The following is a 22,806-nucleotide window of genomic DNA, read 5'->3' as shown; positions in this document are numbered from 1 at the left end:
AGCAGGGCGGACACCATCCGTGACGCTCTTCGGTCACAGGGCGACGAAGCGCGGGTCATCGCGCTCTCGGGCGACCTGAATTTCGGCCCCATCAATCCGCCGGACCCAGATGTTCGACACGCGTGGCTCAGAGCCGTCCTGCGACCCGATCCCTACGCCGACCAGCGCGAGGCAGAGGAGCCATGGATGGAAGCCACGTCGACCCGCGTGCATCCCGTCTATTGGGTTTGCATGAGCGACGCGACCGAGCACGCCAGTTTCCTCGAATTTGCGTTCCGCATGAATGGCCGCCCCTTCGACATCATCGACGCCACAGCCCTCGACTTCGTCACGCGTGACGGCGTCCGAACGCCCTGGTCGCTCGGGATCATGCGTCGCGAGGACATGATCGCGTCCCGCCTGAGGGACAGGCGACGTGTCTTCTCTCGCTCCGAGTGCAATGCTGCCGCAGCGAGGTGGGCAGCATTGAGGAGCGAGGATGCACCGCTGCGCATCGTGCGCAATGGCCGCTTGGTATCGGCACCGCTGACACACTACGACGCCGTGCTCATCGCTCAGGCCGCGACAAACTGGGAGGTCGCGGCGAGGGTGATCGGTCGCACCTTGCACCACCTCGCCGTTGAGGTTGATCCGCCGGGTCAGGGCGTCAGCGATATCGTGCTGTTCGGTCGTATCCAGGCCCTCGGGGATGCGGGAAACCTTGAGATCAAAGGACCGGGACCGGGAATGCGCGATTACGAGATCAGGAAGCCCACCGCCGGTTTAACAGCCTGAGGTGTCAGATGAGGGGCGGCTGCCCGGCATCCGCATACCGAGGCTCTTGTAGCGGGTCTGGATGGTAGATTGAGCGGACGTCTCGTTCTGCGCCGCTGATCCTCCAAAGGAGATCGGCGGAAAACCACCCTTCTCGGACGGTGGAGGGCTGGGTGCGGCGGCCCGCGCAGGCCGCCGCGGTAATGATCAGATGTCGGTCTGCTCCGACATTACGAGCGCGTCGTCCGCCTCGATGCCGAGATAGCGCACCGTGCTTTCCAGTTTCGTATGGCCCAGCAGCAGCTGACAAGCTCGCAGGTTGCCGGTCCGCCGGTAGATCAGCGCCACCTTCGTCCGGCGCAGGCTATGCGTGCCGTAGCCCGCCGGGTCGAGCCCGATCAACGTGACCCACTCGTCGACCAGGCGGCCGTACTGGCGCGTCGTCAGGTGCTCGCCCGGGCGGCTGCGGCTCGGAAACAGCTAATCGCTGGCTCGAAGCCCCCGCAGCTTCAGCCATGCCGCCAGCGTCTCACGGGTGGTCTCGGTCAGCTCGAACGGGACGGGCCGTCCGGTCTTCTGCTGGACGATGGTGGTGCGCAGGCGGATGCCATCGCCGAGGTGGATGTCGGCCACGCGCAGGCGGACAAGGTCGCAACCGCGCAGCTTGCTGTCGATGGCGGTGTTGAACAGGGCGAGGTCGCGGGTACGGCCCTCGTGCTGCAGGCGGGTGCGAGTCGCCCAGATGTGCTTGGGTTTGAACGGCGGTTTGGGACCGATGAGGCGGCCGAGATACCAGGGCCGGCGGGCGGTCTTGTTCGTGGTAGGCATGATGCAGCTCCTTCTGGGGAGACATCAGCATCCCACCCCACTCGCGCCGTAGCTGCGTGCCATGAACGGAAATCAGATGACCGCCCGGTAGTGGGCATGCAGTTTCGGATGACCGTCGCCGTGTCGGCCCCTGGAGCGAGCCGCTCCTATGCGATCGGTTCTACCGAGCTATCAGCCGAACTGCGGGGACACGGAGTGTCCTCTCCTCCCCTGGCGCTTCTGACAGCGCAAACCACTTACGGCTGCGGGTAGGCCTGTGGCGTGGGAGCCATTTTCGGCTCGGCGCGCGTTGGTGGAGCCGAATCGGGTGGCGGGCTTGGCTTGGGCGGCGAGACAGGCGACGGAGGCGTCGGAGCCGGTGCGACAGGCGCCACAGCCGGCGGGATCGGTGTTGGTGCCGACGCCGAGACCTCACCCGACCAACAGCTCATGTACGGGACGTTGGTCACTCGATACGCGATGAACGTGGCCACCGCTGCCCCGACGACTGCGAGCACGCCAACAAACCCCAGAAACCTTCGCTGCCATTTGATCCGACCGGCAAGGGTGACGAAAATCGTATCGAACTGATTGCTGAGCGCCGCAAAGTCCCGCTGAAACTTGGTTTTTTGGCGCGCGATATCGTCGGATATGGACGTCAGCGTCGCCCATTGGTTTCCGATGGCGATCGCCAAGAGCGCGACGAAGATCCACGCTCCCACGACGACGGCGAAGTTGGTCCAGAACTCGACGCCGCAGGCGGATGTGACTTTCAGCTGCGAGGCGACGATGACCGTCGCGACAGGGATACCGAGCAACTGCGTCTGGATATCGATAATCGTTTTATGGATCTTGTTGAGATAATCGATGCGTGCGGCTTCGATCTCGTTGCGGATCTTCGAGTAAGAGAAGCTGGACGCGAACAGCTGATAGCCGTTGCGAACTTCCTCGTTCACCGAACCGAGGTTTGCGATGAGGTGGCGAAACCGGACTGCGACCGGCTGAGACGCGCAGATCCCGATGACGGCTTCGGCGAGGATCGCAAGCTTCTGGTCTCGGTGAATCTCGTCGGCGCACGCGCTGAGAATGGCGTCGGCGTTGGAGACGCTCACACGGTCCAAGTCGGCGGCCTTATACGCCAGCGGAACGCTGAACTTGCCATCCTTGATGAAGATCAATTCCCTTTTGGATTGATCGACATATACCGCTGCTTCGCCGACGAGCTTCGTGAATTCGAGGACCTTGCGATAGGTCGCTAAGCGCTCGGGACAAGGATCAATGTCCGGTGTGATACCGCCGTCGATGACGAAGTAGGCGCGCGGTTCTTTGACCCGCGCTTCCGGGCTATCGAGCAACCCGTCGAAGTCGCGAACGAGGGAGCCGAGCGCGGTCCGGGGTGGGCCGACGCGGACTGATACGATCTGACCGACTTGAAGCGCGTCGTCTTCGAGCACCACGATGTCTGCGTCAACAGCGACATCCTGGTCATCTTCGATGAGTTGGATGACCTCCAGGACTTCTTGGGTCGCAATCGACAGCCTTCCCTGATCGCCGTTCTGATCGAAGGCGATATGACGATACAGCAGGGTCAGCTGATCGAATGTGATCCTAGCCATCTTGGCTGTACTCAGCGCGCAGCTGCGCTGTGAGATCTTCGGGCAGGCCGGTCAACGTGAGGGTGTTGTCCTCAGCGTTGAACCGCACATTTCCGCGGGTGATCGCGTCGCGGTTGAACTCGATGCTCCAGGTCGAGGTCTTGCCTTTGAATTTGATCAGCGGTCCGAGGGCGCGGCGATCAGGCACGAAGCCGTCGTTGAGGCGCAGATCGGGATCGGCCAGAACGGTCATCAGCCTCTCGGGATCCTGCGGGCTCAGTTCGTTGGCCAGCGCCTCGAAGCTGAGTTCCTCCTGAGCCTTGGCCGAACGCTCGCAGATGGTTTTTGCGCGGGCGAGGAAATCGTCCTTGCTCGGGGTGTCCATGCCTTCATCTGTGGCGAATGCCATCAGCGCCTGGACGAGCTCGGCCGTGTCACGGCGGTTCTGGACCGTAGTGTCACAGCCGAGGAATTCCTTAAAGTACTCGGAGACCTCCCGCTTTCCCTTCAAGAAGCCGATGTAGCGCTCCTCGCCGTTGGCCCAGCTGGTCATGTTGATGCGGCCCGCGAACCGAAAACCGTCCATGTCGAGATGGCGGACATCCTGGACATCGAGGTCGCTCGTCATCGATGCGCCGAGCTTCTCGTTGACGATCGCGATAAGGAGGTACTGCCGTTCTTCGCGCTCGAAGTGAGCGAAGAAGACGTGGCCGCCCGTGGCAGCGCCCTTGTAGCCCGCCTGAGCTTTCAGCGTTTCCATCATTTTGTGCGTCAGCGTCGTGAAGTCACTGGGCTGGACGTTGAAGTAGGCGCGGAGGTGCTTCTCGGTCGGAAATCGATCTTCATCGACCGCGAATTTCCCGTAAGATTTCGAGGTCCGCTTGGCGTAGAGAGCGGTGAGGTCGTCGATCACGCGTTGCATCGTCTGAGTGACTTTCAGATCGCTTTTTCCATGCTTAACGACGAAGGCCCCCTGGGTTTTGGTCAGGTTGTGGATCGCGACGCGGATAATGGTGTTTGTCACCTGCCCTCCCAGCGGCGAATGCAACGACCTCAGGTGTCGTTCACTGCGGCCGAGACTGGCTTGGCGCAAGGACGCTGACAACCCAGACGATACGATCGCCGCCCCCTGTCCCGGGCTCCTTTCGGGGTGAGTTGGATCGTGCAGAGCGCTGACCCCGCATCCCACGTGAGCCCGCTGTTTTACACTGTGAACAAAAAGAGAACAAGTGTGGGTTGGCAGCCGCGTGCTCGCTACGCCAAAGCGCAGAGAACCTGCGCCGCTGTATGCAAACTAGGTTTTTGCATACAGCACGTTTGGAGTGTCGGACTGCGTGGGAATGACGGTCACCGTCGAGGATGCGACTTGCGAGAAGGCCCGCCATCTTGAAGAGCTTCGGGTCCTGCCGCCATCGCATTGGGGTGGCGGCAGGAGCGCGCAGGAGCTTCTCGCGGCGTTTGTCCGTCCCAATGGTCGCGACGCGGCACGGGCGGGTACAACAGAACCCCGGCCCCAGGGCGGCGTTACGCGCAAAAGCTGTTCGCCCAATGCGAACGGATCGCTAGAGTCCCTGACGAGCAGAAACGGCAACGGTCTAAAAAGGACACTCGAGCAAACGCCTCGTAATGCGCCAAAAGGGCGTTAAACCGCGGTAGAGCACAACACCCCCAGTCAACTTCGCCGAAGGTTCATAGCCGCGGGCTGGCCGCCCCCAAGCGGACATTCTCAATGCCCGGAATGGGTCACGAGTTCGCGTCAGCCTCGCCCAGCTATGCGGAACCGTGACCCGCTTTTCTCGCGAGTGCGAGCTACAGGTCGCTGGCCGACGTCGAGGCCGCTTGTCGGCAGAACCGGCCCGTCGAGAGGTGCCAAGTTTCAGACACTTGGCGGGGCGGGGATCGGCGCGAGAACGGCGATGGTCCGGGTCGGGTGGCCTCGGTGCTGACGGGTCAGTCAGGCGGGGTTCTCAGGCGCGCCAAGCCGTATGGGCATTGAGGTACGGGTGCCAAGACAAGGGGGTTAGTCAACCGCCTGCCGCGGGTACGCCGGCGCCCACCGGCAGGCGCGTCATAGGCGGTGGAGGCGGTCCTGCTGGTCCAGCTCGTCTACCGCCGCTCGGATCAATTTTCGCTGTAATGTAGTCGTCGCGACGGCCGCGAGACAGCCGCGGACGCGGTCGTCATACGCAGCGATGCAGGGCTGGGACCTGTCGGACGGCCGCCCCCTCAGCGCTCGTCGCCATCCGCGGCCTCCGCCCGTTGTAGCCGCCAGATCGGCACGTGGTTCGGGTCGAGCCGGGCTCGCCGCTCCGCCATGAACCGGCTGAACGAGGACGTCGTCGACAAGACCGCGTCGCCGATTGCCAGTCGCAGTCGCATCTGCCCGATCTCCTCGAAATCGTCTGTTTCGCGCAGCAGGCCGTGTACGCGGTGGAGGTCGACCGTGCCGCCCGCGATCAGCGCGGCAGCGTCCGCTGGATGGTCGGGAGCCTCGGTGTGGCACCAGAGCCAGAGGAGGTGCTCCGCGCTCGCCAGCTGCGCCGGCACGCCGAACCACGGGCGGGTGACGGCCTCGGCCAGCAGTTGAGTCTCGGTCGCTCCGGTGCAGGGACGCAGCGTCAGGACGATGGGACGTCGGCACCGCTGCGGGTCCATGTGCGCCGTGAACCGGGCGCGCGTCGCCCGCGCCAGTTCCGTTGCGCGCTCGCCCATGTCCGCGCCGAGGTCGGCGACGATCTCTATCTCGCCGACGAAGCGGGCCTGCTCGTGCAGCGTCAGGGCGATGCGTCCGACCACGGCGTAGGCGAGCCCGGTCGCGTCGAGCCGCCCGACGATGTCGCGGAAGATTGCCGGCAGCATCCCCGGTGTTGGATCGCCTGGGTCGGTGACGTCGACCAGCAGCGCCTCGATGTCGGCTGAGCTGCCGCCCATGCTGTGTGTCCTCCGGGTCAGACGTGGGTACGGTAGTGCGCGTCCGAGTGCACTACGTGGTCCTGTCCGGTCAGACCGAACAGCTGGACGAGGTCGGCGATCATCTCCGGCCGCTGCAGGCGCCGGTCCGCGTAGAGGGTGAACAGTGCCGGCCCGCGCATGTAGACCACCCGCCCGCGCGGGAACGCCTCGTACTCGTAGCCCGCGATCGCCGGTGGCAGGCCGCGGCGGCGCAGCGCGGTGGCTCCGAGCCGGCGCCATGCCTCCCAGACCTCGTGGTGCCCGCGCGGGTGGGTGAGGCAGTCGCCGTAGGCTTCCGCCTCCGCTAGGGGCGTGCGGTCGGTGACCAGCACCGTGCGCCCGTCGTCCGGAACGCCCCAGAAGATGCCAACGTACGGGGCGGGCGGTTCGCCGGAAGGGGTGTCGGGACCCGGTGCGGCGGCATCCGTGCCGGTGAGGGACGTGCTCATGGTGCCCATCCCCGTCAGAACACAAACTTCCAGTCGATACGCCGTACGGGCGCGCCCGGATCGGCGAGCGTGGCCGAGCACATCACGACGATGTCCTGCTGCACCAGCTTCCCGCCGGCCCGCACCGGGTTCGGTTTGACCAAAAAGCACAGGCCGGCGGCCTTCCACATCCGCTGGGTGGTCGGCCTGTCGTAGGTCATCAGCGTCACGTTCGTCAGGCGCAGCGCGTAGCCGAAGGCGTTCTCCATATCGGGCGCCTGGGCGGTGAACAGTGCCAGCACCGTCTTCGGGGCGCCCCGGCCGTCGCCATAGCCGGTGAGGAAGCTGATCTCGCCCTTGCCGTCATCGACGAAGCGGAAGTCGTGGTTGCAGGGGGTGGGTCGGCCGTCGAGCTTGAGTTCGAGGCAGCCGCCGGACTTCATATCGTCAACCGGCGGGTTGGCTCGGGCCGGGTAGGCGGCCAGCAGCAACAGGGCGAGCGGCAGCATCGCGCGCATCATGGGGGGATCCATCGAGAGGAGTGGCGGGATGTGAGCTGGGTCAGACCAGCCGGGCGCGGGAACGCCCGGCCGGGGGGTACTCTCAGCGGCGGGCCAGCGCGCCGCCGAAGGCGCAGGACGCCCCATGGAAGTCGCCGCAGCCCTGCTCCTCCACCCGCACGCGCTTGCGGTCCGGGCCGAAGCGCAGGGTGAGGGTACAGGCTTCGTCCGATCCCTTCTCCTTGCGGGTCAGCACCAGCGCCCCCGCGCCCCCGGGCTTGGCTAGGCCGCGCAGCTCGCCGGTGCATTCATTCGGGATTGCGGTCTCAGCGATGACGAAGTGGGCGCCGCTGCCGTCGCCGAACTCAAACACATGAAGGTCGAGCCGACCGTCGCCGCGGCCCTGGTAGCGCCCCTCGAACGGCGAGTCGGCATGGGCGGGTGCCGCGGCCAGCGTGAGCGCCAGCATCGCGCCGAGCCTCAACGCGGTCGTGGCGGTGTAAGCCTGCCAGGGGAGACGCAGCGCGCGGCGGTTCGTGGCGGGGTGACGAGACGGCCTGGACATGACGAAGGGATCTCGCGGACGGTCCGGAGGAGCCGAGGAGAGGGATACCCGTTGCCCACCCCGGGATTTTACCGCCGGACGCCGATTCATGCTGCGTCCGGCGGTCGCACCCGATGTGGGCAGGGTCGTCAGGCCGCGTCGGGCGTCGGGGCGGCGCCCGCGTCGGCCGGGCGGCGGAAGGCGGCGGCTGTGCGCCCGCCGGGCTTACCGACCGCGTAGACCCGCAGCCCGTGCCGGCCGCGCAACTCCTCGGTGACCGCCCGCAGCCAGCCGTCGCGCTGATCGGCGTCGAAGCCGAACACCACGAGGCGCGGCTCGGGGTCGACCCGGAGCCGTCGCGACCCGGAGGCGACCTCTGCCACGAGCGGGTCGCGCGCTGGCAGCGCCGCGAGGTCGAGGCCGCGGGCGGTGAGCACGGCCCGGCGCAGGGCGTCGAGACGGACGAGGTCGCAGCACAGCGCCGGGTAGCCCGCCGCCAGCCGCTCGGCTTGCGCAGTCAGGCTCGCCCGGTAGCGCGCGACCTGCGCGACGATCGCCGGGGTGGTCGTCGAACGAAGCCCCGGGTTCGCCGCGAGCTTGGCCTCGTGGAAGACGAGCCAGGCCTCGCTCGGTACGCCCCGCTCCTCCAGGCTTGCCACGTCGAGCCGGTCCTGGCGGAGGCGAGGTTGGGCTGAGGCAGCGGGGGTCTCGGCGTCCGGTGCGAGGAGCGCGGCGTCCGCCTCTGCTTCGTCTTGCTCGACGGGGGCGGTCGCGGACGCCGCACCGGTGAGCGCGATCTCGACGTCGACGACGTTCGGGCTGGCCTGCACCAGCGCGTGTAACCCGGTCTTCTCCAGACCGGACAGTGCCGCGGCTGCCCGCTTCATCTCGGCGAGCGTGCCGGGCCCGTCGTACCGCGTCCAGACCGCGCTGCCCGAGTCGAGGTCGAAGCCCCCGTCCGGGCCGAGCCGGGTCAGCGCTTGGCGCTGACGTACGAGGTACTTGGCGTGTGTCTCGGCCGCCACGCCCGCGCCCGCCAGGGTGATGCGGAACAGCGAGGCGCCGCGGTGGTAGACGTTGAGCGAGCGGTCGCGCACCGCCAGCAGAAGGTCCGGGTCGGCGAGCACGTCGGACCACCAGCCCCCGTGCGGTGCGTGCGCGAGCGCCTCCAGCGCCGCGAGGAACGATTCGCCGAGGCTCCGGTACGGGGCCGCGGTCGTGGCATTGATCCCCGTGGCGTCCCCCGTGCCGGTCACCCCCGCCGCGTCCGTGCCGCTCATGCCGCCGTTTCCCACCACTGCCCGTCCTCCCTGATCGTGACGTTTGCGCCGAACAGCGCGGGGAAGCGCTCGGGCATGAAGGTGTGGACCGGCACGAGCTGCCGGGGCGCGGTCGCCGCCGCGAGCCGCTTCAGGTCCGGGATGCCGGCATGGCCCGAGGTGTGGGCGTGGGCGAGCGGGATGCCGCGCTCCGCCAGATCCGCGGCGAGGGCCTGCCCCCGGGGCTGGTCGAGGTAGCCCGCCCATTGCGACCAGATCGCTTGCGCGCCCGCGAGGCACCCGGCGCGGTCGAGGTCGGGCAGCAGCGAGTGCCGGAATAGCAGCGCCGCGCGCGGGGCGAGCGTCGCGAGCTGCTCGGCGTAGATGCGGTTCGCCCCATGCCGCTCGATCAGGTCGAAGCGGCCGGTGCGCTTGACCCACACGCGCTGGTGGTGCGGTACGAATATGGCCACGCCCGGCCAGTCGGACTGGGGCACGCGTGGGTTGCCCGTCGCGGCCAGCACCTCGGCGGCGTAGAGGTCGAGGACCAGTGTACGGCCGGTGCGCTTGCACGCGCGGTAGAGCGACACGACGCGGTCGATGTTCTGGGCCGAGGCCGCGACCAGGGCGAGGCCGGCGGTATCCTCGAACAGCCCGACGAAGCGCGTCTCGATCTCCGCCTCGGTCGGGAAAGTGCGGTCGTCTTCCAGCCGGCCGAGGCTCGAACCCTCCAGCAGCAGGGTGTCGATCCCGCGGGGCGGGTCGCGCACGAGGCGCTCGAACAGCGCGCCCTTGCGCCCGTGGGCGCGCAGGTCACCGGAGTAGAGCAGCCGTTGACCGCCGGCTTCCACCAGCAGGGCGTAGGCGTCGTAGGCCGAGTGGTCAACGAGCCGCGGCGTGACCGTGAACGGGCCGAAGGTGAGGGTGTGCCCCTCGGTGAAAGTGATCGCGTTGGCTGGGACGTGGGTGTCCGGGACGAAGGCGGCCGCCGCTTTGAGGATGCGCAGCGTGGCCGCGCCCATCGCCACTGGAAGGTCCGGCCCGGCGAGGTGAGCGAGGCCAACGTGGTCGCGATGACCGTGAGAGAGCAGGAGCGCAAGGAGGTTGCCGCCGCCGGCCAGCCCCTCGATCGCCGGGTGGCGGCTCGCGTCGTCGGGCTCGGCGTCGAGCGGTAGGCCGAGGTCGAGCAGCAGGTGGGCGCCGCCGTGCTCCAGCTCGACGCAGGTGCCGCCGATCTCGCGCGTGCCGCGGTGGATGCGAACGCGCATCGTGTTCGTCGTCCGCCCCCGCGGTCCCCCTGCCGCCGCTTTAGCTTAGCCGTACCGTGTGGCTATAGCCAGTGGTTAGATAGCCCGCGCTGGCCGCTGATCCTGGCTCATGAAGGGTCGGGCATTGGTGGCGTGGAACCTGCGGCGGGTGCGCGTGGCGCAGGGTCTGAGTCAGGAGCGGCTGGCGGCGGACGCAGGCGTGGACCGGGCGTATCTCGGCGGCCTGGAGCGGCAGGCGGAGAACCCGACGGTCGACCTGCTCGACAAGGTCGCCGAGGCACTGGCGGTGCCGCTGGGGGAGCTGTTCGTCGCGCCGGCCGAGGGGGCGCCGCCGCCCGCGCCGCTCCGGGGCGGGCGGCGGCGCTGAAAGCTGGCCCCTGCCCGGCCGTGGGCGGCCTCTCCCTGCCGCCGGCCTACCGCTGCACGTCGGCGTGGAGCGGGGTGAAGTCCACCCCGATCGCGATCGTCTCGATGGCGCTCTGCAATTGCGGCAGGGTCGAGCGCTTGGTGTACCGCGCCGTCTCGCCCGCCGTCACGTGGCCGGTGACGTGGTCGATCACGGCGGTCGCAACGCCGGCTTGGTGCATCAGCGTCGTTGCTGTGTGGCGGAACGAGTGGAAGTCGAGCCCGATCCGGTAGACCCCGACGTCGCGGCGGTAGCGGGTGAACCACTTCGTGAAGGCGTGACCGAGGCGTCCGTCGGCCCCGCCCGGTTCGAGCCCGGGGAAGACCCGCGATTGCTTGATGCGCCGCTGCCGGTCGACGTGGGCAAGGAAGCCCAGGCGGATCAGTTCGGAGTGGATCGGCACGCGGCGCACGGCAGTCGCGTTCTTGAGCTTGCGCGGCGGGCGGTCGTTGATGTCGATGAACCAGACACCTTCGTCCTGCCGGATGTCCTCGATGCGGAGCTGGCAGATTTCCTCCTGCCTCATGCCGGAGAACACGGCGATCAGGGGCAGCCAGAACTTCTCGTCCCGCACTATGAGGTTGCCCGACGTGGTGCGTCGAGTCGGGGACGCGCAGCCCACCCAGACGGGCGTCGCGAACAGGCGACCGAGTTCGGCCCGCTCCCACATATCGCGCTGCTCGCTGGCCTTGCGCCCGCCCCCGAAGCGGAAGCCCGAGAAGATGTTGGAGGCTGCCTCGTCCCGCGCCACCGCCGCAGTCCATAGCGCGGAGAGCGCCGAAAAGTGGCGCTTGGCCGTTCGCTGGGTGATCGGAGGCGTACGTCGTCCCTCGGGCAGTGCTGCGTGCAAGGCTAGGATCGCCTCGACGGTGAGGCCGCGGTAGCGTGGATGCTTGCCGTAATCGTTCGGTAGCCGCTCGACCTGAGCCCGGAAGCGGCCGGCGTCCTTGCGGGTGTAGGCGGCGAGCGGCCGGTCCCCACACACGTCCACGAACAGCCGAAACGTCGCCCCGGCCTGCGCCGCCGTCTGCTTGTCCCAGGTCTCGGTGGCGACCTGTGTCGTGCGGAACGCCGCTCCTATGACTGACAGGAGCTCGGCGGAGGGCGCCGGTGTGTCGCTACGCTCGAACGGGCGGAGGGCGGGTTCAGGTGCCGACGAGGGTGGCGGTGAGGCTTGGTCGAGGGCGGCCAGCTGCACCTTGAGCAGGCGATCGAGAGGTTCGTAGTTGAAGTCACCCTCGTAGCGGGCCTTCAGCGCCTCGGCCAAGTCGATGCCGGCGCGCAGCATGGCGTGTCGCGCCTGGGCGAGCTCGGTCGGGCTTAGATCAGTCGCGGCCAGATCCTGTTTGCGCAGCATCGCGTCCGTGACGAAGCCCGCTTCCTCAAGACGGTTGCAGGCGAGCGCCTCGCGGTTCCGGGCGGCCATCGTCTCGTACCCGACGACGCGGCGCGCGCGCACGTCGTTCGGGATCGCCCCGTGGGTGAGCCGTCCCCGGCTCTCTTCTTCGAGGATCAGCCCGTAGAAGTCCTGCACGAGGCGGGCGAGTTGGTCGTCGGTCAGCATTGGGCTCGCGAAGAGGGCCGCGAACAGGCGCTCCGAGGCGAGGTATAACCGACAGGCGCGCAGCTTGGCAGTGCGTAGGTCGGCCGTGGCGAGGCTGCGCACCAGTTCGTCGAGGTGCAGCCGCGGTCTTAGACCACCGGGTACGCGCCGTCGGAAGTGGAAGATGCGTCCCCGCAGGACGACGTTGGCGATCGAGCCCACCCGCTCCTCCGCCGCCTGTGAGGCGGTCTGTGTAGCAGCGGTGTGTAGCAACCGGCTCACCCCGCAGGGCGCCAGGACGAGAAGCAGAACGTTCTGAGAGACTTAGCTGGAAATTTGGCTGGGGCGCCAGGATTCGAACCTGGGAATGGCGGTACCAAAAACCGCTGCCTTACCACTTGGCGACGCCCCAAGGTGAGCGGAGGCTGTCTAGACGCCGCGCCCGCCCCTGGCAAGCGGTGGATCGCGGCCGTCTGGCCCCCGCCCGCAGCGGCTTACCGGCGCTCGGGGACGCCGTCGATCCGGCGGGGCAGGCCCAGCGGATTGGCGGCCTGAAGCGCTGCCGGCAACAGCGCGTCGGGAACGTCCTGGTAGCTCACCGGCCTCAGGAACCGGTCGATGGCGAGGCTGCCCACCGAAGTCGTGCGCCCGTCCGAGGTCGCCGGATAGGGGCCGCCATGCACCATCGCGTGCGCCACCTCGACCCCGGTCCCGAAGCCGTTGACCAGGATGCGGCCGACGCGGCGCTCCAGGAGCGGCAGCAGGTCCCGCGCCGCCGCGTGATCCTCCGGCGCGAGGTGCAGCGCCGCCGTGAGCTGGCCTTCCAGATGCTCCAGCACCGCCCGCATCGCCGCGAGATCCGCGCAGCGCACCACGAGGCCCGAGGCCCCGAACATCTCCTCCTGCAGCGCGGGATCCGCCAGGAACACGTCCGAGTCCGTGGCGAACAGGCTGGCCCGGCCTTGTGTCACCCCGCCCTCCGCACCCTCGGCGATGCGGGTGACGGCGGCGTGCCCGGCCACCCGCGCGACGGCCTCCCGGTAGGCGCGCTGGATGCCGGGCGTCAGCATGGTCGCGGCGGGGCTGTCGCGCAGGGCCGCGCCGGCCGCCTCCAGGAAGGCGTCGAGGCCCGGGCCGGGCAGCGCCAGGATCAGGCCAGGATTGGTGCAGAACTGTCCGGCGCCCAGCGTCAGCGACGCCGCGAAGGCTTGGCCGATCTCGGCGCCCCGCGCGGCCAGCGCGCCCGGGAACAGCAGCACCGGATTGATGCTGCTCATCTCGGCATAGACAGGGATCGGCACCGGGCGTGCGGCCGCGATCGCCATCAGGGCCGTGCCGCCCCGACGGGAGCCCGTGAAGCCCACGGCGGCGATCCGGGGATCGGCCACGAGCCCCTGCCCGATCGACTGGCCGGCATCGAACAGCAGTGAGAAGGTCCCCTCGGGCAGGCCGCAGGACGCCACCGCCTTCTGGATGGCGCGGCCGACCAGTTCCGAGGTGCCGGGATGGGCCGGGTGCGCCTTGACCACCACCGGGCAGCCCGCCGCCAGGGCCGAGGCGGTGTCGCCGCCCGCCACCGAGAAGGCGAGCGGGAAGTTCGAGGCGCCGAACACCGCCACCGGGCCGACGGCGATCCGGCGCAGGCGCAGGTCCGGCCGGGGCAGCGGCTTGCGGTCCGGCAGGGCCGGATCGATCCGCACTGCGACGGAACTACCCTCGCGGACCACGCCGGCGAACAGGCGCAGCTGGCCCACCGTCCGGGCGCGCTCGCCCTCGATCCGCGGCCGGGGCAACCCCGTCTCTTCCATGCAGCGGGTGACGAGGGCGTCGCCGGTCTCCAGGATGTTGGCGGCGATCGCCTCCAGAAAGCCGGCCCGCGTCTCCGGATCGGTCTCCCGGTAGGTGTCGAAGGCGGCCTCCGCCAGGGCGCAGGCCCGGTCGAGATCGCCGAGGCTCGCGCCGGGGAAATCCGGCTCCAGGGATTCGCCGGTGGCCGCCGCGACGGCCCGGACGGCCGCCTCGGTGCCGCGCCGTGCCTCGGCGCCGATCAGGTTCTCGCCGCGCAGGGTCATGAGCTGCTCCTCTTCGTAGGGGTGCGGGCGGGCCGCACCGGGACGGACGCGTGACGGGCGGTCAGCCCCGCTGCGCCGCCAGGGCCTTCTCGCGGATGGCCGCGAGGGTCATGGTCGGGGTGAGCGCCTCGGGATCGACGCGGCAATGGATCATCGCCGGCAGGCCGGAGGCGAGGCTGCGCTCGAAGGCGGGCGCGAAGTCCGCGGTGCATTCCACGCGCTCGCCATGGCCGCCGCAGGCGCGGGCGAGCGCCGCGAAGTCGGGGTTGCGCAGCTCGGTCGCCGAGACGCGGCCGGGATATTCGCGTTCCTGGTGCATCCGGATCGTGCCGTACATGCCGTTGTCGAGCACGACCACCACGATGGCGATCCTGTACTGCACGGCGGTGGCGAATTCCTGCACGGTCATCATCACGTCGCCGTCGCCCGCGAGCGCCACGACGATCCGCTCCGGGCGGCTGCGCTTCGCCATCACCGCGGCGGGCAGGCCGTATCCCATGGAACCCGAGGTCGGCGCGAGCTGCGTGCCGAAGGCGCGGAACCGGTAGTAGCGGTGGACCCAGGTGGCGAAATTGCCGGCGCCATTGCAGATCACCGCGTCCCGCGGCAGCCGCTCCCGCAGCCACGTGATCGCTTCCCCGTACTGGAACGCGCCGGGCTTCGGCTCCGGCGTCTCGGACCATGCGCGGTAGGCGGCGTGGGCCTCGGCGGCGCGACCGCTCCCGGTCGGCGTGAAATCCGGCAGGGCGGCGCAGAAGGTCTCGGGCGCCGCCTCGATCGCCAGCACCGGCTGATAGACCCGCCCGAGCTCCGCCGCGTCGGCATGGACGTGGACCAGGGGCAACCCGGGATTGGGGATGCCGAGGAGGCCGTAGGATTGCGCCGGCATCTCGGACAGGCGTCCGCCTACCATCAGCAGCAGGTCGGCCTCCCGGATCCGGGCTAGCAGCGCTGGGTTCGGCCCGATCCCGAGCTCGCCCGCGAAGTTCGGATGGTCGGCGGGAAAGAGCTGCGCCCGCCGGAACGAGACCGCCACCGGCAGCTCGTGGCGCGCGGCCCACGCGGCCAGGGTGGCGACGGCGCCCTGCGTCCAGCGGGAGCCGCCGAGCAGCACCATCGGCCGCTGCGCCTCCGCCAGCATCGCCCGCAGACGCTCCACATCGTCCCCGGACGGGGCCGGGGCGGCCGGGACGACGCGCGGCGCGTCGGACACCGCCACGACGTCGTCGAGCATGTCTTCCGGCAGGGCCACCACGACGGGACCGGGACGGCCCTGCATCGCCACCCGGAACGCCCGGGCGAGGATCTCCGGAATGCGCGCCGCGTCGTCGATCTCCACCGTCCATTTGGCGAGCCCGCCGAACATCTGCCGGTAATCGACCTCCTGGAAGGCCTCGCGGTCCCGCATCCGCCGGGCAATCTGGCCGACGAACAGGATCATCGGCGTCGAATCCTGGCGGGCGATGTGCACGCCCGCGGAGGCGTTGGTGGCGCCCGGCCCCCGGGTGACGAAGCAGATGCCGGGGCGGCCGGTGAGCTTGCCCGCGGCCTCGGCCATGATCGCCGCGCCGCCCTCCTGCCGGCAGACCAGCACGTCGATGCCGCTGTCGCGCAGGGCGTCGAGCACCGCGAGGTAGCTCTCCCCGGGGACGCAGGTCACGCGCTCGACGCTCTGGGCGCGGAGCTGGTCGACGAGCACCTGCGCGCCGGTGCGTGGGGGCAATCCGCTCAAGCCGTTCCTCCCTGGCCCTCGGGCCGCATCCGGGGCGTTCCGCCGGGATCGGCCATCGTTCCGCCCGCCGCTGGGATGCCGCTGATATCCCAGTTTCAGGATAGGGGCGGGTTCGGGGCGGTCAACCTGTCAGACCAGGGGCCGCCGGTCGAGGGCCCGGCGGGTCATCCGGTCGAGAAAGTCGAACAGCGTTCCGATCCCGGCCAGGGCCGCCGCTTCGTCCCGCGCCGCGATGCCGGACAGGATCGCCCCGTGGATCCCGGCGCAATCCAGGAAGCTGGCGGTGGGCTCGTAGGTGTACCAGAACCGACGGGACTGGGCGTGGAGCGCCGCCATGGTGCCGGTGAGCGTCGCGTTGTAGGCCGCGCCGACGAGGGCCTCGTGCAGGCCGCGCTTGGTCCGGAAATAGGCCTCCCGATCGCGGGCCTCGGCGGCGCTGCGCAATCCGGCTGCCCGGTCCAGCAAAAGTGCCATGTCCTCCGCCGTGCCGCGCGCGATGACGCAGCGGGCCACGGTCTCGTCGAGGGGCCGCCGCACCTCCAGCAATTCGAGATGCTTGATGACGTCCACCTGGGTGACGAGAACGCCACGCCGCGGATGGACCTCCACGAACCCGATCGTCTTGAGCCGTGCCAGAGCCTCGCGGACCGGCGTCCGGCCGAGGCCCAGCTCCGCGCCGAGTTCGCCCTCCGAGACCATGGCGCCCGGGGCGAGACGGCGGCTGATGATCATCTGCTCGATGGCGTCATAGGCGGTCTCGGCGAGGGAGCGCGGCCTGCGCCCATCCTCCGGCGGCACCTGTCCGCCGCCCGCAAATCCCAATCCGGCCAAGGGCTTCCCCGTCGATGTCGGATCCTGTCTGTCGCAACCCGTGCCGGTTGACAATGGCGCCGCGCACCGTGCTACTCAAGATCTGGGATATCAGTCCGCGTTCAGCGTGGGCGGGAGCCAAGGCCGGCGCAAGCGACATGTGATTGTCACCGTTCGCGGGTGCCGAGACCGAGGCCCAGGGAGGAGGAGCGGATGTCCGGGATGTCCCCTGAGACGCGCGCCAAGCTGAAGACCGTCAGCACGGCGACGCTGATGACCGCCCTCTACAAGCGCGGCTTCCGCAACCAGATGATCCAGGGCGTGCTGCCCCTGAAGGCCGGCGGCCCGACGATGGTCGGCGAGGCCTACACCCTGCGCTACATCCCGGCCCGGGAGGACCTGAACCCCATCACGGTGTTCCGGGACCGCGCGCATCCGCAGCGCAAGGCCGTGGAGGAGTGCCCGCCCGGCGCCGTGATGGTGATCGACAGCCGCAAGGACGCCCGGGCGGCCTCCGCCGGCTCGATCCTGGCCACCCGGCTGATGGTGCGCGGCTGCGCCGGGCTCGTCACCGACGGCGGATTTCGCGATGCCGACGAGATCGCCCGGCTGGAGATGCCGAGCTATCACGCGCGCCCGTCGGCGCCGACGAACCTCACCCTCCATCAGGCGATCGACATCAACGTGCCGATCGGCTGCGGCGACGCGCCCGTCTTCCCCGGGGACGTGATCGTCGGCGACGGCGACGGGGTGGCGGTGATCCCGGCCCATCTCGCCGACGCCGTCGCCGACGAGGCCGTCGAGATGACCGCCTACGAGGACTTCGTCACCGAGGAGGTTCGCAAGGGCCGCACAATCCTCGGCCTCTACCCTGCCACCGACGAACAGAGCCTCGCCGATTTCGCCGCCTGGCGGAAGCGGACCGGCCGCTGAGCGTGCCGGACCGGCCCGCTCCAGCCCGGCCCGCGATCGGCAACGGGCCGGAACGCGTCGGATTCGACTCGGGGGGACGCCATGGCGGCGGGGTTGCGCGGGGGCGCTGCGGCGCCGGAGATCGAGCGGCGGACGGTCGCCAAGGTGTCGTGGCGACTCCTGCCGCTGATCGTCCTGATCTACTTCGTCGCCTACATGGACCGGACGAATGTGGGCTTCGCCGCGTTCGGCCTGAAGCGGGACTTCGGGTTCTCCGCCACGCTCTACGGCTGGGCTGCCGGCATCTTCTTCCTCGGTTACGTCCTCTTCGAGATTCCGAGCAACGTCCTTCTGGAGCGCGCCGGGGCGCGGCTCTGGATCGCCCGGATCATGGTCACCTGGGGACTGGTGGCGGGCAGCATGGTCCTCATCACCGGCCCGGTGAGCTTTCTGGCCCTGCGTTTCCTGCTGGGCGTGGCCGAGGCCGGCTTCTTCCCCGGCGTGATCCTCTACTTCACCTTCTGGTTCCCGAAGCGGTACCGGGCCCGCGTGGTCGCCGCCCTGTTCCTGGCGGTGCCGGGCTCGAATGCCCTCACGGCGGTGATCTCGGGGGCGCTGCTCCAGCTCGACGGCGTGCTGGGCCTGCACGGCTGGCAGTGGCTGTTCCTCCTGGAGGCCGCGCCCTCGATCCTGCTGGCCTGCGCGGTTCTGGCGCTGATGACGGACCGGCCCGAACAGGCGGCTTGGCTCGCGGCCGAGGAGCGGTGCTGGCTGAGGGACGAACTCGCGGCGGAGCGTGCGGGCACGCTCAGGGCTCACGGGCATCTCACCCTCAAACAGGCCCTCACCGACCGGCGGGTGCTCGCCCTCGGGGCGATCTACTTCACCATCGGCACCGCCACCTACGGCATCACCTTCTTCATGCCGCCGATCCTGAAGAGCCTGCATCTCACCGACTGGGAGACGGGCGTCGCCACGGCGGTACCCTACGTCGTGGGGACCCTGGGCATGGTCGCCTGGAGCTGGTCGTCGGACCGGCGCAACGAGCGGCGCTGGCACTTCGTGATCGCCGCGCTGGTCGCCGCCCTCGGCCTCGTCGCCTCCGGCCCCCTGCTCGGCAGCCTCTGGGCGCTGACGGCGATGTCAGTGGCGACGATCGGGCTCTACGGCAGCAAGCCCGCCTTCTGGGCGATGCCGGGGGAGTTCCTGTCCGGGCCCGCGGCGGCCGGGGGGATCGCCCTGATCAACGCGATCGGCAATCTCGGCGGCTTCGTCGGTCCCTACGTCCTGGGCTGGCTCAAGGATTACACCGGCAGCTACGAGGCGGGACTTTATTTCCTGGCCGCTTGCGCGCTCGCCTCGGCGGCGATCACGGTCGTCTCTGTCCGGTCAGGCCGGGTGGAGGCGGACCCGCGCGATGGGACCGGCGGCGCGTTCCGCCCCGCCGGCCCGAGCCCCTGAGACCGGAGACAGAGCGATGACCGCGCGCAAGAAGGACCTGGGCGACCTGCGCAGCCAGCGCTGGTTCGGCGCCACCGACCTGCGCAGCTTCGGCCATCGCTCGCGCATGCTGCAGATGGGCTATGAGCGGGCGGATTTCAGCAACAAGCCCATCGTCGGCATCATCAACACCTGGAGCGACATCAATCCCTGCCACCTGCATTTCCGCGAGCGCGTGGAGCAGGTGAAGCGCGGCGTCTGGCAGGCGGGGGGCTTCCCGATCGAATTGCCGGCGCTGTCGCTGTCCGAGAATTTCGTCAAGCCGACCACGATGCTCTACCGCAACCTCCTGGCCATGGAGGTGGAGGAGCTGCTGCGCCAGCATCCGGTGGACGGGGCGGTGCTGATGGGCGGCTGCGACAAGACCACGCCCGGCACCGTGATGGGCGGCATCTCCATGAACCTGCCGATGATCTTCCTCCCGGCGGGGCCGATGATGCGCGGGCATTTCGGGGGCAAGATCCTCGGCTCCGGCTCGGATGTCTGGAAGTACTGGGCCGAGAAGGAGGCCGGCACCATCACCACGCAGGAGTGGAACGACATGGAGGCGGGCATCGCCCGCTCCGCCGGCACCTGCATGACTATGGGCACGGCCTCGACCATGACGGCGATCACCGAGGCGCTGGGCCTGTCCCTGCCGGGCGCGGCCTCGATCCCGGCGGCCGACGCCGACCATCCCCGCATGGCGAGCGCCTGCGGCCGGCGCATCGTGGACATGATCTGGGAGGACCTGAAGCCCTCCGACATCCTCGACCGGCGCTCCATCGACAACGCGCTCGTCGTCCACAACGCGCTGGCCGGCTCCACCAACGCGATGATCCACCTCGTGGCCATGGCGGGCCGGGCCGGCATCCCGGTGAAGCTCACCGCGTTCGACGAGGTCGCCCAGAAAGTCCCGGTGATCGCCAACCTCCGGCCCTCGGGGCAGTGGCTGATGGAGGATTTCCACATCGCGGGCGGAATCCGGGCGCTGATGGCGCGGCTCTCCCCCCTCCTCCACCTCGACGCTCGCTCGGTCACCGGCGGCACGATCGGCGACGGGCTCGCCGGCGCGAAGGTCTTCAACGACGACGTGATCCGCCCCTTCGACAAGCCCATCGTGTCGATGGGCGGGACCGCGATCCTCTACGGCAACCTCGCGCCGGACGGCTGCGTGATCAAGCCGCCCGCCGCCGACCCGCGGCTCCTGCAGCATACCGGCCCCGCGCTGGTCTTCGACAGCTACGACGCGATGAGCGCGGCGGTGAACGACCTCGACCTCGACGTCACCCCCGACCACGTCATGATCCTGCGCAATGCCGGCCCGATCGGCGGGCCCGGCATGCCGGAATGGGGCATGCTGCCGATCCCCAAGGTCCTGCTCCGCCAGGGCGTGCGCGACATGGTCCGCATCTCGGACGCGCGGATGAGCGGGACGAGCTACGGCGCCTGCATCCTGCACGTGGCGCCGGAATCGGCCGCGGGCGGCCCGCTCGCCGCCGTGCGCGACGGCGACCTGATCAGCGTGGACGTGGCCGCGCGCCGGATCCACCTGCACCTGGACGATGCCGAGATTGCCGCGCGGGTGAAGGCTTTCGTGCCGCCCGACCGGGCCTATCCCCGGGGCTACAACCGCCTGTTCGCCCAGCACGTGCGGCAGGCCCACGAGGGCTGCGACTTCGACTTTCTGGAGGGCGCCGGGGGGATCCCGGAACCCGAGATTCACTGACCGGCCCGAGCCGTCGGCAACAGGCGGCGGGCCCGATCACAGGGAGGACACATGGTGATGATCGCACGCAGGGGCCTGCTCGCCGGAGCGGCCCTGCTCGGCGCCGCGCGGGCGGCCGGGGCCGGCTGGGAGCCGTCGCAGCGGGTGCCGGACCCGGCCGTCGAGATCCTCGATCCGGCCTTCGCCAAGTACCGCCTCGCCTCGGCGACGGTGGAGCGGGTCGCCACGGGCTTCCGCTGGGCCGAGGGGCCGGTCTGGTTCGGCGACAGGGGCGCGCTGCTGTTCAGCGACGTGGTCAACGACCGGATCATGAAGTGGGAGGAGGCGTCGGGTTCGCTCTCGGAATTCCGCAGGCCGTCGAACTATGCCAACGGCAACACCCGCGACCGGCAGGGGCGGCTGATCACCTGCCAGCACAGGACCCGCAGCGTCACCCGGACCGAGCATGACGGGACCATCACCACGCTGATGGACCGGTTCGACGGCAAGCCGCTGAATTCGCCCAACGACGTGGTCTGCCATGCCGACGGCGCGGTCTGGTTCACCGATCCCGCCTTCGGGCCGAACCCCCACGAGGCGATGGCGGCCCCGGAACTGCCGGGCAACGTCTACCGGATCGATCCGGCGACCGGGCAGGCCAGCGTCGTGGTCGAGGGTGTGGCCGGGCCGAACGGCCTGTGCTTCGCGCCGGACGGAACGAAGCTGTACCTGATCGAGGCCCGGGCCAAGCCCAACCGCCTGATCCGCGTCTATGACGTGGTCGAGAACGGCACGAAGACCGCCAACGGCCGCGTGTTCTACGACGCCGGCACCGGCACGCCGGACGGGTTCCGGGCCGATGTCGACGGCAACCTCTGGTGCGGCTGGGGGATGAGCGAGGCCGAGGACGGGGTCATCGTGCTCACACCGCAGGGTAAGCTGATCGGTCGGATTCGCTTGCCCGAACGCTGCGCCAACCTGTGCTTCGGCGGCCTGAACCGCAACCTGCTGCTGATGACGGCGACGCACTCGGTCTACGCGCTCTACGTGAATACCCGGGGCGCTGGGACCTGCTGAGGCCGCATCATACGGCGAACCGCTCCGCGATGACTTGCGGGGCGGATCCCGGGTTCCATTTCCGTTTTCGTTGCACGCGGCCCGGTGAGGGCCAGCGGAATCTCAGGCGGGACCCAGAGGCGGCAGGCACGCTGTCGACTCGACTCCCCGACGTGTGTTGGTTCTCTTGCCAACAGCCGTCGCCACCGGCATTTTCGCTGACGTGAAGGCCGAACTCCTGCTCAAGGAGCGAATCGCAATCATCCCTGGGCGGTCGTTCGCAGAGCTGGTGGTCTGGCGCGTGCCGACGCCTGTCCGCGAGAGCAGCCACGCCTTCAAGTACCGGCTCGCCCTCGTCGTCGATGGTGCATGCGTGCTTCGCTATGACAACGAAGCCGGCAAGGGCGACCACAGGCACGTCGGCGAGGCGGAGATCGCCTATCGCTTTACCACCCCCGAGGCCCTGCTGGCCGATTTCTGGGCCGATGTCGAACCCTGGAGGGAGTCATGAGAACCGTGACCATCGGCGTCTCTTCGGTCGAGGAGGCTAGTGCCCGCGTACTGGCGGCCTTCCGGGGCGAGAAGCGCGGCGCGTTCATCTCTTTCCCCAGCGTCGAGGGCTTGTGGACCGTCCTGACGCCCCGTCGCTGGGCGCTGATCCGAGCGCTCGCGGGCCAGGAGCCCATGTCGCTGCGCGCCGTGGCGCGGTTGCTGGATCGGGACGTAAAGAACATCCACGCCGACGTGCACGCGCTCCTGAATGCCGGCATCCTGGATCGTACGGACGACGAGCGCATCGTCTTTCCCTACGACGCCGTGCACGTCGACTTCACGATCGGGAAGGCGGCCTGAGGACTCTTCCATCCCAGGCTCGCATTCGGCTGGCGGCGCAGGCGCCCGGGACAGGGGTTCCGTTTCATCCGAAACGCCGCTTCCCCGGACAGGATGCGCTGTTCACACATCTCCGGTGGACATTGCCGCT

Annotated in this window: 20 protein-coding genes, 1 tRNA gene and 1 pseudogene; 8 read left to right on the top strand and 14 right to left on the bottom strand. The window is 69.2% G+C overall.

The window, feature by feature from the left end; translation table 11 throughout:
• Positions 1 to 774 (top strand): DUF3658 domain-containing protein (locus tag BM396_RS24655; protein WP_091994988.1); only part of this gene is annotated, 774 nt, incomplete at its 5' end.
• A 186-nt stretch (positions 775 to 960) separates the two neighbouring features.
• Here the strand turns inward: BM396_RS24655 and BM396_RS24650 are convergent.
• The 9 genes and pseudogenes from BM396_RS24650 to BM396_RS24610 form a co-directional block, all read right to left on the bottom strand.
• A pseudogene (locus BM396_RS24650) lies at positions 961 to 1,581 on the bottom strand (tyrosine-type recombinase/integrase).
• 236 nt (positions 1,582 to 1,817) lie between these two features.
• A complete protein-coding gene (locus BM396_RS24645; protein WP_051976125.1) occupies positions 1,818 to 3,176 on the bottom strand; it encodes a hypothetical protein in 1,359 nt (452 codons plus the stop codon).
• On the bottom strand, positions 3,169 to 4,179 hold the full coding sequence (locus BM396_RS24640; protein ID WP_043384483.1) for a nucleoid-associated protein: 1,011 nt from the start codon (positions 4,177 to 4,179) through the stop codon (positions 3,169 to 3,171). The genes BM396_RS24645 and BM396_RS24640 overlap by 8 nt, the downstream gene beginning before the upstream one ends.
• Before the next feature lie 1,202 nt (positions 4,180 to 5,381).
• Positions 5,382 to 6,086: a hypothetical protein gene (locus tag BM396_RS24635; RefSeq protein WP_043384325.1), complete on the bottom strand. Its 705-nt coding sequence runs from the start codon at positions 6,084 to 6,086 to the stop codon at positions 5,382 to 5,384.
• Between the two features lie 17 nt (positions 6,087 to 6,103).
• Positions 6,104 to 6,556, bottom strand: a complete 453-nt coding sequence (locus tag BM396_RS24630; protein ID WP_051976129.1) for a hypothetical protein — start codon at positions 6,554 to 6,556, stop codon at positions 6,104 to 6,106.
• Between the two features lie 14 nt (positions 6,557 to 6,570).
• A complete protein-coding gene (locus tag BM396_RS24625) occupies positions 6,571 to 7,056 on the bottom strand; it encodes a hypothetical protein (RefSeq protein WP_043384328.1) in 486 nt (161 codons plus the stop codon).
• A gap of 82 nt (positions 7,057 to 7,138) precedes the next feature.
• Positions 7,139 to 7,600, bottom strand: coding sequence for a hypothetical protein (locus BM396_RS24620; protein WP_139239538.1), 462 nt, complete (start codon positions 7,598 to 7,600; stop codon positions 7,139 to 7,141).
• 128 nt (positions 7,601 to 7,728) lie between these two features.
• Entirely contained in the window at positions 7,729 to 8,859 is a 1,131-nt protein-coding gene (locus BM396_RS24615; protein ID WP_081948696.1) for a hypothetical protein, read from the bottom strand.
• Complete coding sequence (locus BM396_RS24610; RefSeq protein ID WP_043384336.1) at positions 8,856 to 10,106, bottom strand: MBL fold metallo-hydrolase; 1,251 nt, start codon at positions 10,104 to 10,106, stop codon at positions 8,856 to 8,858. The genes BM396_RS24615 and BM396_RS24610 overlap by 4 nt, the downstream gene beginning before the upstream one ends.
• A 109-nt stretch (positions 10,107 to 10,215) precedes the next feature.
• Here BM396_RS24610 and BM396_RS24605 point away from each other — a divergent pair, with 109 nt between their 5' ends.
• Positions 10,216 to 10,473: a helix-turn-helix domain-containing protein gene (locus BM396_RS24605; RefSeq protein WP_043384339.1), complete on the top strand. Its 258-nt coding sequence runs from the start codon at positions 10,216 to 10,218 to the stop codon at positions 10,471 to 10,473.
• Between the two features lie 46 nt (positions 10,474 to 10,519).
• Here the strand turns inward: BM396_RS24605 and BM396_RS24600 are convergent, their stop codons facing one another.
• The 5 genes from BM396_RS24600 to BM396_RS24580 form a co-directional block, all read right to left on the bottom strand.
• Positions 10,520 to 12,277: a site-specific integrase gene (locus BM396_RS24600; protein ID WP_051976127.1), complete on the bottom strand. Its 1,758-nt coding sequence runs from the start codon at positions 12,275 to 12,277 to the stop codon at positions 10,520 to 10,522.
• Between the two features lie 115 nt (positions 12,278 to 12,392).
• Positions 12,393 to 12,467, bottom strand: a tRNA-Gln gene (locus BM396_RS24595).
• 82 nt (positions 12,468 to 12,549) lie between these two features.
• Positions 12,550 to 14,127, bottom strand: coding sequence for an aldehyde dehydrogenase (NADP(+)) (locus BM396_RS24590; RefSeq protein WP_043384341.1), 1,578 nt, complete (start codon positions 14,125 to 14,127; stop codon positions 12,550 to 12,552).
• Between the two features lie 61 nt (positions 14,128 to 14,188).
• Positions 14,189 to 15,859 (bottom strand): thiamine pyrophosphate-binding protein, encoded by a 1,671-nt coding sequence (locus BM396_RS24585; protein WP_043384343.1) that lies wholly within the window; start codon positions 15,857 to 15,859, stop codon positions 14,189 to 14,191.
• 129 nt (positions 15,860 to 15,988) lie between these two features.
• Positions 15,989 to 16,690, bottom strand: coding sequence for a GntR family transcriptional regulator (locus BM396_RS24580; protein WP_043384346.1), 702 nt, complete (start codon positions 16,688 to 16,690; stop codon positions 15,989 to 15,991).
• A 192-nt stretch (positions 16,691 to 16,882) separates the two neighbouring features.
• On the opposite strand from BM396_RS24580, the gene BM396_RS24575 reads away from it, so the two are divergent.
• The 6 genes from BM396_RS24575 to BM396_RS24550 all read left to right on the top strand — a co-directional run bounded on the left by BM396_RS24575 (position 16,883) and on the right by BM396_RS24550 (position 22,676).
• The gene (locus BM396_RS24575) at positions 16,883 to 17,602 is read left to right on the top strand and encodes a ribonuclease activity regulator RraA (protein ID WP_043384349.1); all 720 of its coding nucleotides are present in this window, start codon (positions 16,883 to 16,885) and stop codon (positions 17,600 to 17,602) included.
• Positions 17,603 to 17,683: 81 nt separating this feature from the next.
• Complete coding sequence (locus tag BM396_RS24570) at positions 17,684 to 19,042, top strand: MFS transporter (protein ID WP_051044628.1); 1,359 nt, start codon at positions 17,684 to 17,686, stop codon at positions 19,040 to 19,042.
• Positions 19,043 to 19,058: 16 nt separating this feature from the next.
• Entirely contained in the window at positions 19,059 to 20,789 is a 1,731-nt protein-coding gene (araD, locus tag BM396_RS24565) for an L-arabinonate dehydratase (RefSeq protein ID WP_043384352.1), read from the top strand.
• Positions 20,790 to 20,840: 51 nt separating this feature from the next.
• Positions 20,841 to 21,845, top strand: coding sequence for an SMP-30/gluconolactonase/LRE family protein (locus BM396_RS24560; RefSeq protein WP_244447769.1), 1,005 nt, complete (start codon positions 20,841 to 20,843; stop codon positions 21,843 to 21,845).
• Positions 21,846 to 22,047: 202 nt separating this feature from the next.
• Positions 22,048 to 22,335 (top strand): toxin-antitoxin system TumE family protein, encoded by a 288-nt coding sequence (locus BM396_RS24555; protein ID WP_043346246.1) that lies wholly within the window; start codon positions 22,048 to 22,050, stop codon positions 22,333 to 22,335.
• Positions 22,332 to 22,676, top strand: coding sequence for an HVO_A0114 family putative DNA-binding protein (locus BM396_RS24550; RefSeq protein ID WP_043384355.1), 345 nt, complete (start codon positions 22,332 to 22,334; stop codon positions 22,674 to 22,676). Before BM396_RS24555 ends, BM396_RS24550 begins: the two co-directional genes overlap by 4 nt.
• The last annotated feature ends 130 nt before the right edge of the window (positions 22,677 to 22,806 follow it).

The sequence above is a fragment of the Methylobacterium sp. UNCCL125 genome, from assembly GCF_900116795.1.
Classification (GTDB): domain Bacteria; phylum Pseudomonadota; class Alphaproteobacteria; order Rhizobiales; family Beijerinckiaceae; genus Methylobacterium; species Methylobacterium fujisawaense.
This window is presented reverse-complemented; position numbering and strand designations above follow the sequence as displayed.

What these genes read in the sequence shown, in the direction of transcription:
- BM396_RS24645 (WP_051976125.1), bottom strand. Translation starts at nt 3,176, where the DNA reads ATGGCTAGGATCACATTCGATCAGCTGACCCTGCTGTATCGTCATATC.
- BM396_RS24625 (WP_043384328.1), bottom strand. Translation starts at nt 7,056, where the DNA reads ATGATGCGCGCGATGCTGCCGCTCGCCCTGTTGCTGCTGGCCGCCTAC.
- BM396_RS24635 (WP_043384325.1), bottom strand. Translation starts at nt 6,086, where the DNA reads ATGGGCGGCAGCTCAGCCGACATCGAGGCGCTGCTGGTCGACGTCACC.
- BM396_RS24550 (WP_043384355.1), top strand. Translation starts at nt 22,332, where the DNA reads ATGAGAACCGTGACCATCGGCGTCTCTTCGGTCGAGGAGGCTAGTGCC.
- BM396_RS24590 (WP_043384341.1), bottom strand. Translation starts at nt 14,127, where the DNA reads ATGACCCTGCGCGGCGAGAACCTGATCGGCGCCGAGGCACGGCGCGGC.
- BM396_RS24630 (WP_051976129.1), bottom strand. Translation starts at nt 6,556, where the DNA reads ATGAGCACGTCCCTCACCGGCACGGATGCCGCCGCACCGGGTCCCGAC.
- BM396_RS24610 (WP_043384336.1), bottom strand. Translation starts at nt 10,106, where the DNA reads ATGCGCGTTCGCATCCACCGCGGCACGCGCGAGATCGGCGGCACCTGC.
- BM396_RS24560 (WP_244447769.1), top strand. Translation starts at nt 20,841, where the DNA reads ATGGTGATGATCGCACGCAGGGGCCTGCTCGCCGGAGCGGCCCTGCTC.
- BM396_RS24615 (WP_081948696.1), bottom strand. Translation starts at nt 8,859, where the DNA reads ATGAGCGGCACGGACGCGGCGGGGGTGACCGGCACGGGGGACGCCACG.
- BM396_RS24570 (WP_051044628.1), top strand. Translation starts at nt 17,684, where the DNA reads ATGGCGGCGGGGTTGCGCGGGGGCGCTGCGGCGCCGGAGATCGAGCGG.
- BM396_RS24605 (WP_043384339.1), top strand. Translation starts at nt 10,216, where the DNA reads ATGAAGGGTCGGGCATTGGTGGCGTGGAACCTGCGGCGGGTGCGCGTG.
- BM396_RS24620 (WP_139239538.1), bottom strand. Translation starts at nt 7,600, where the DNA reads ATGTCCAGGCCGTCTCGTCACCCCGCCACGAACCGCCGCGCGCTGCGT.
- araD (WP_043384352.1), top strand. Translation starts at nt 19,059, where the DNA reads ATGACCGCGCGCAAGAAGGACCTGGGCGACCTGCGCAGCCAGCGCTGG.
- BM396_RS24575 (WP_043384349.1), top strand. Translation starts at nt 16,883, where the DNA reads ATGTCCGGGATGTCCCCTGAGACGCGCGCCAAGCTGAAGACCGTCAGC.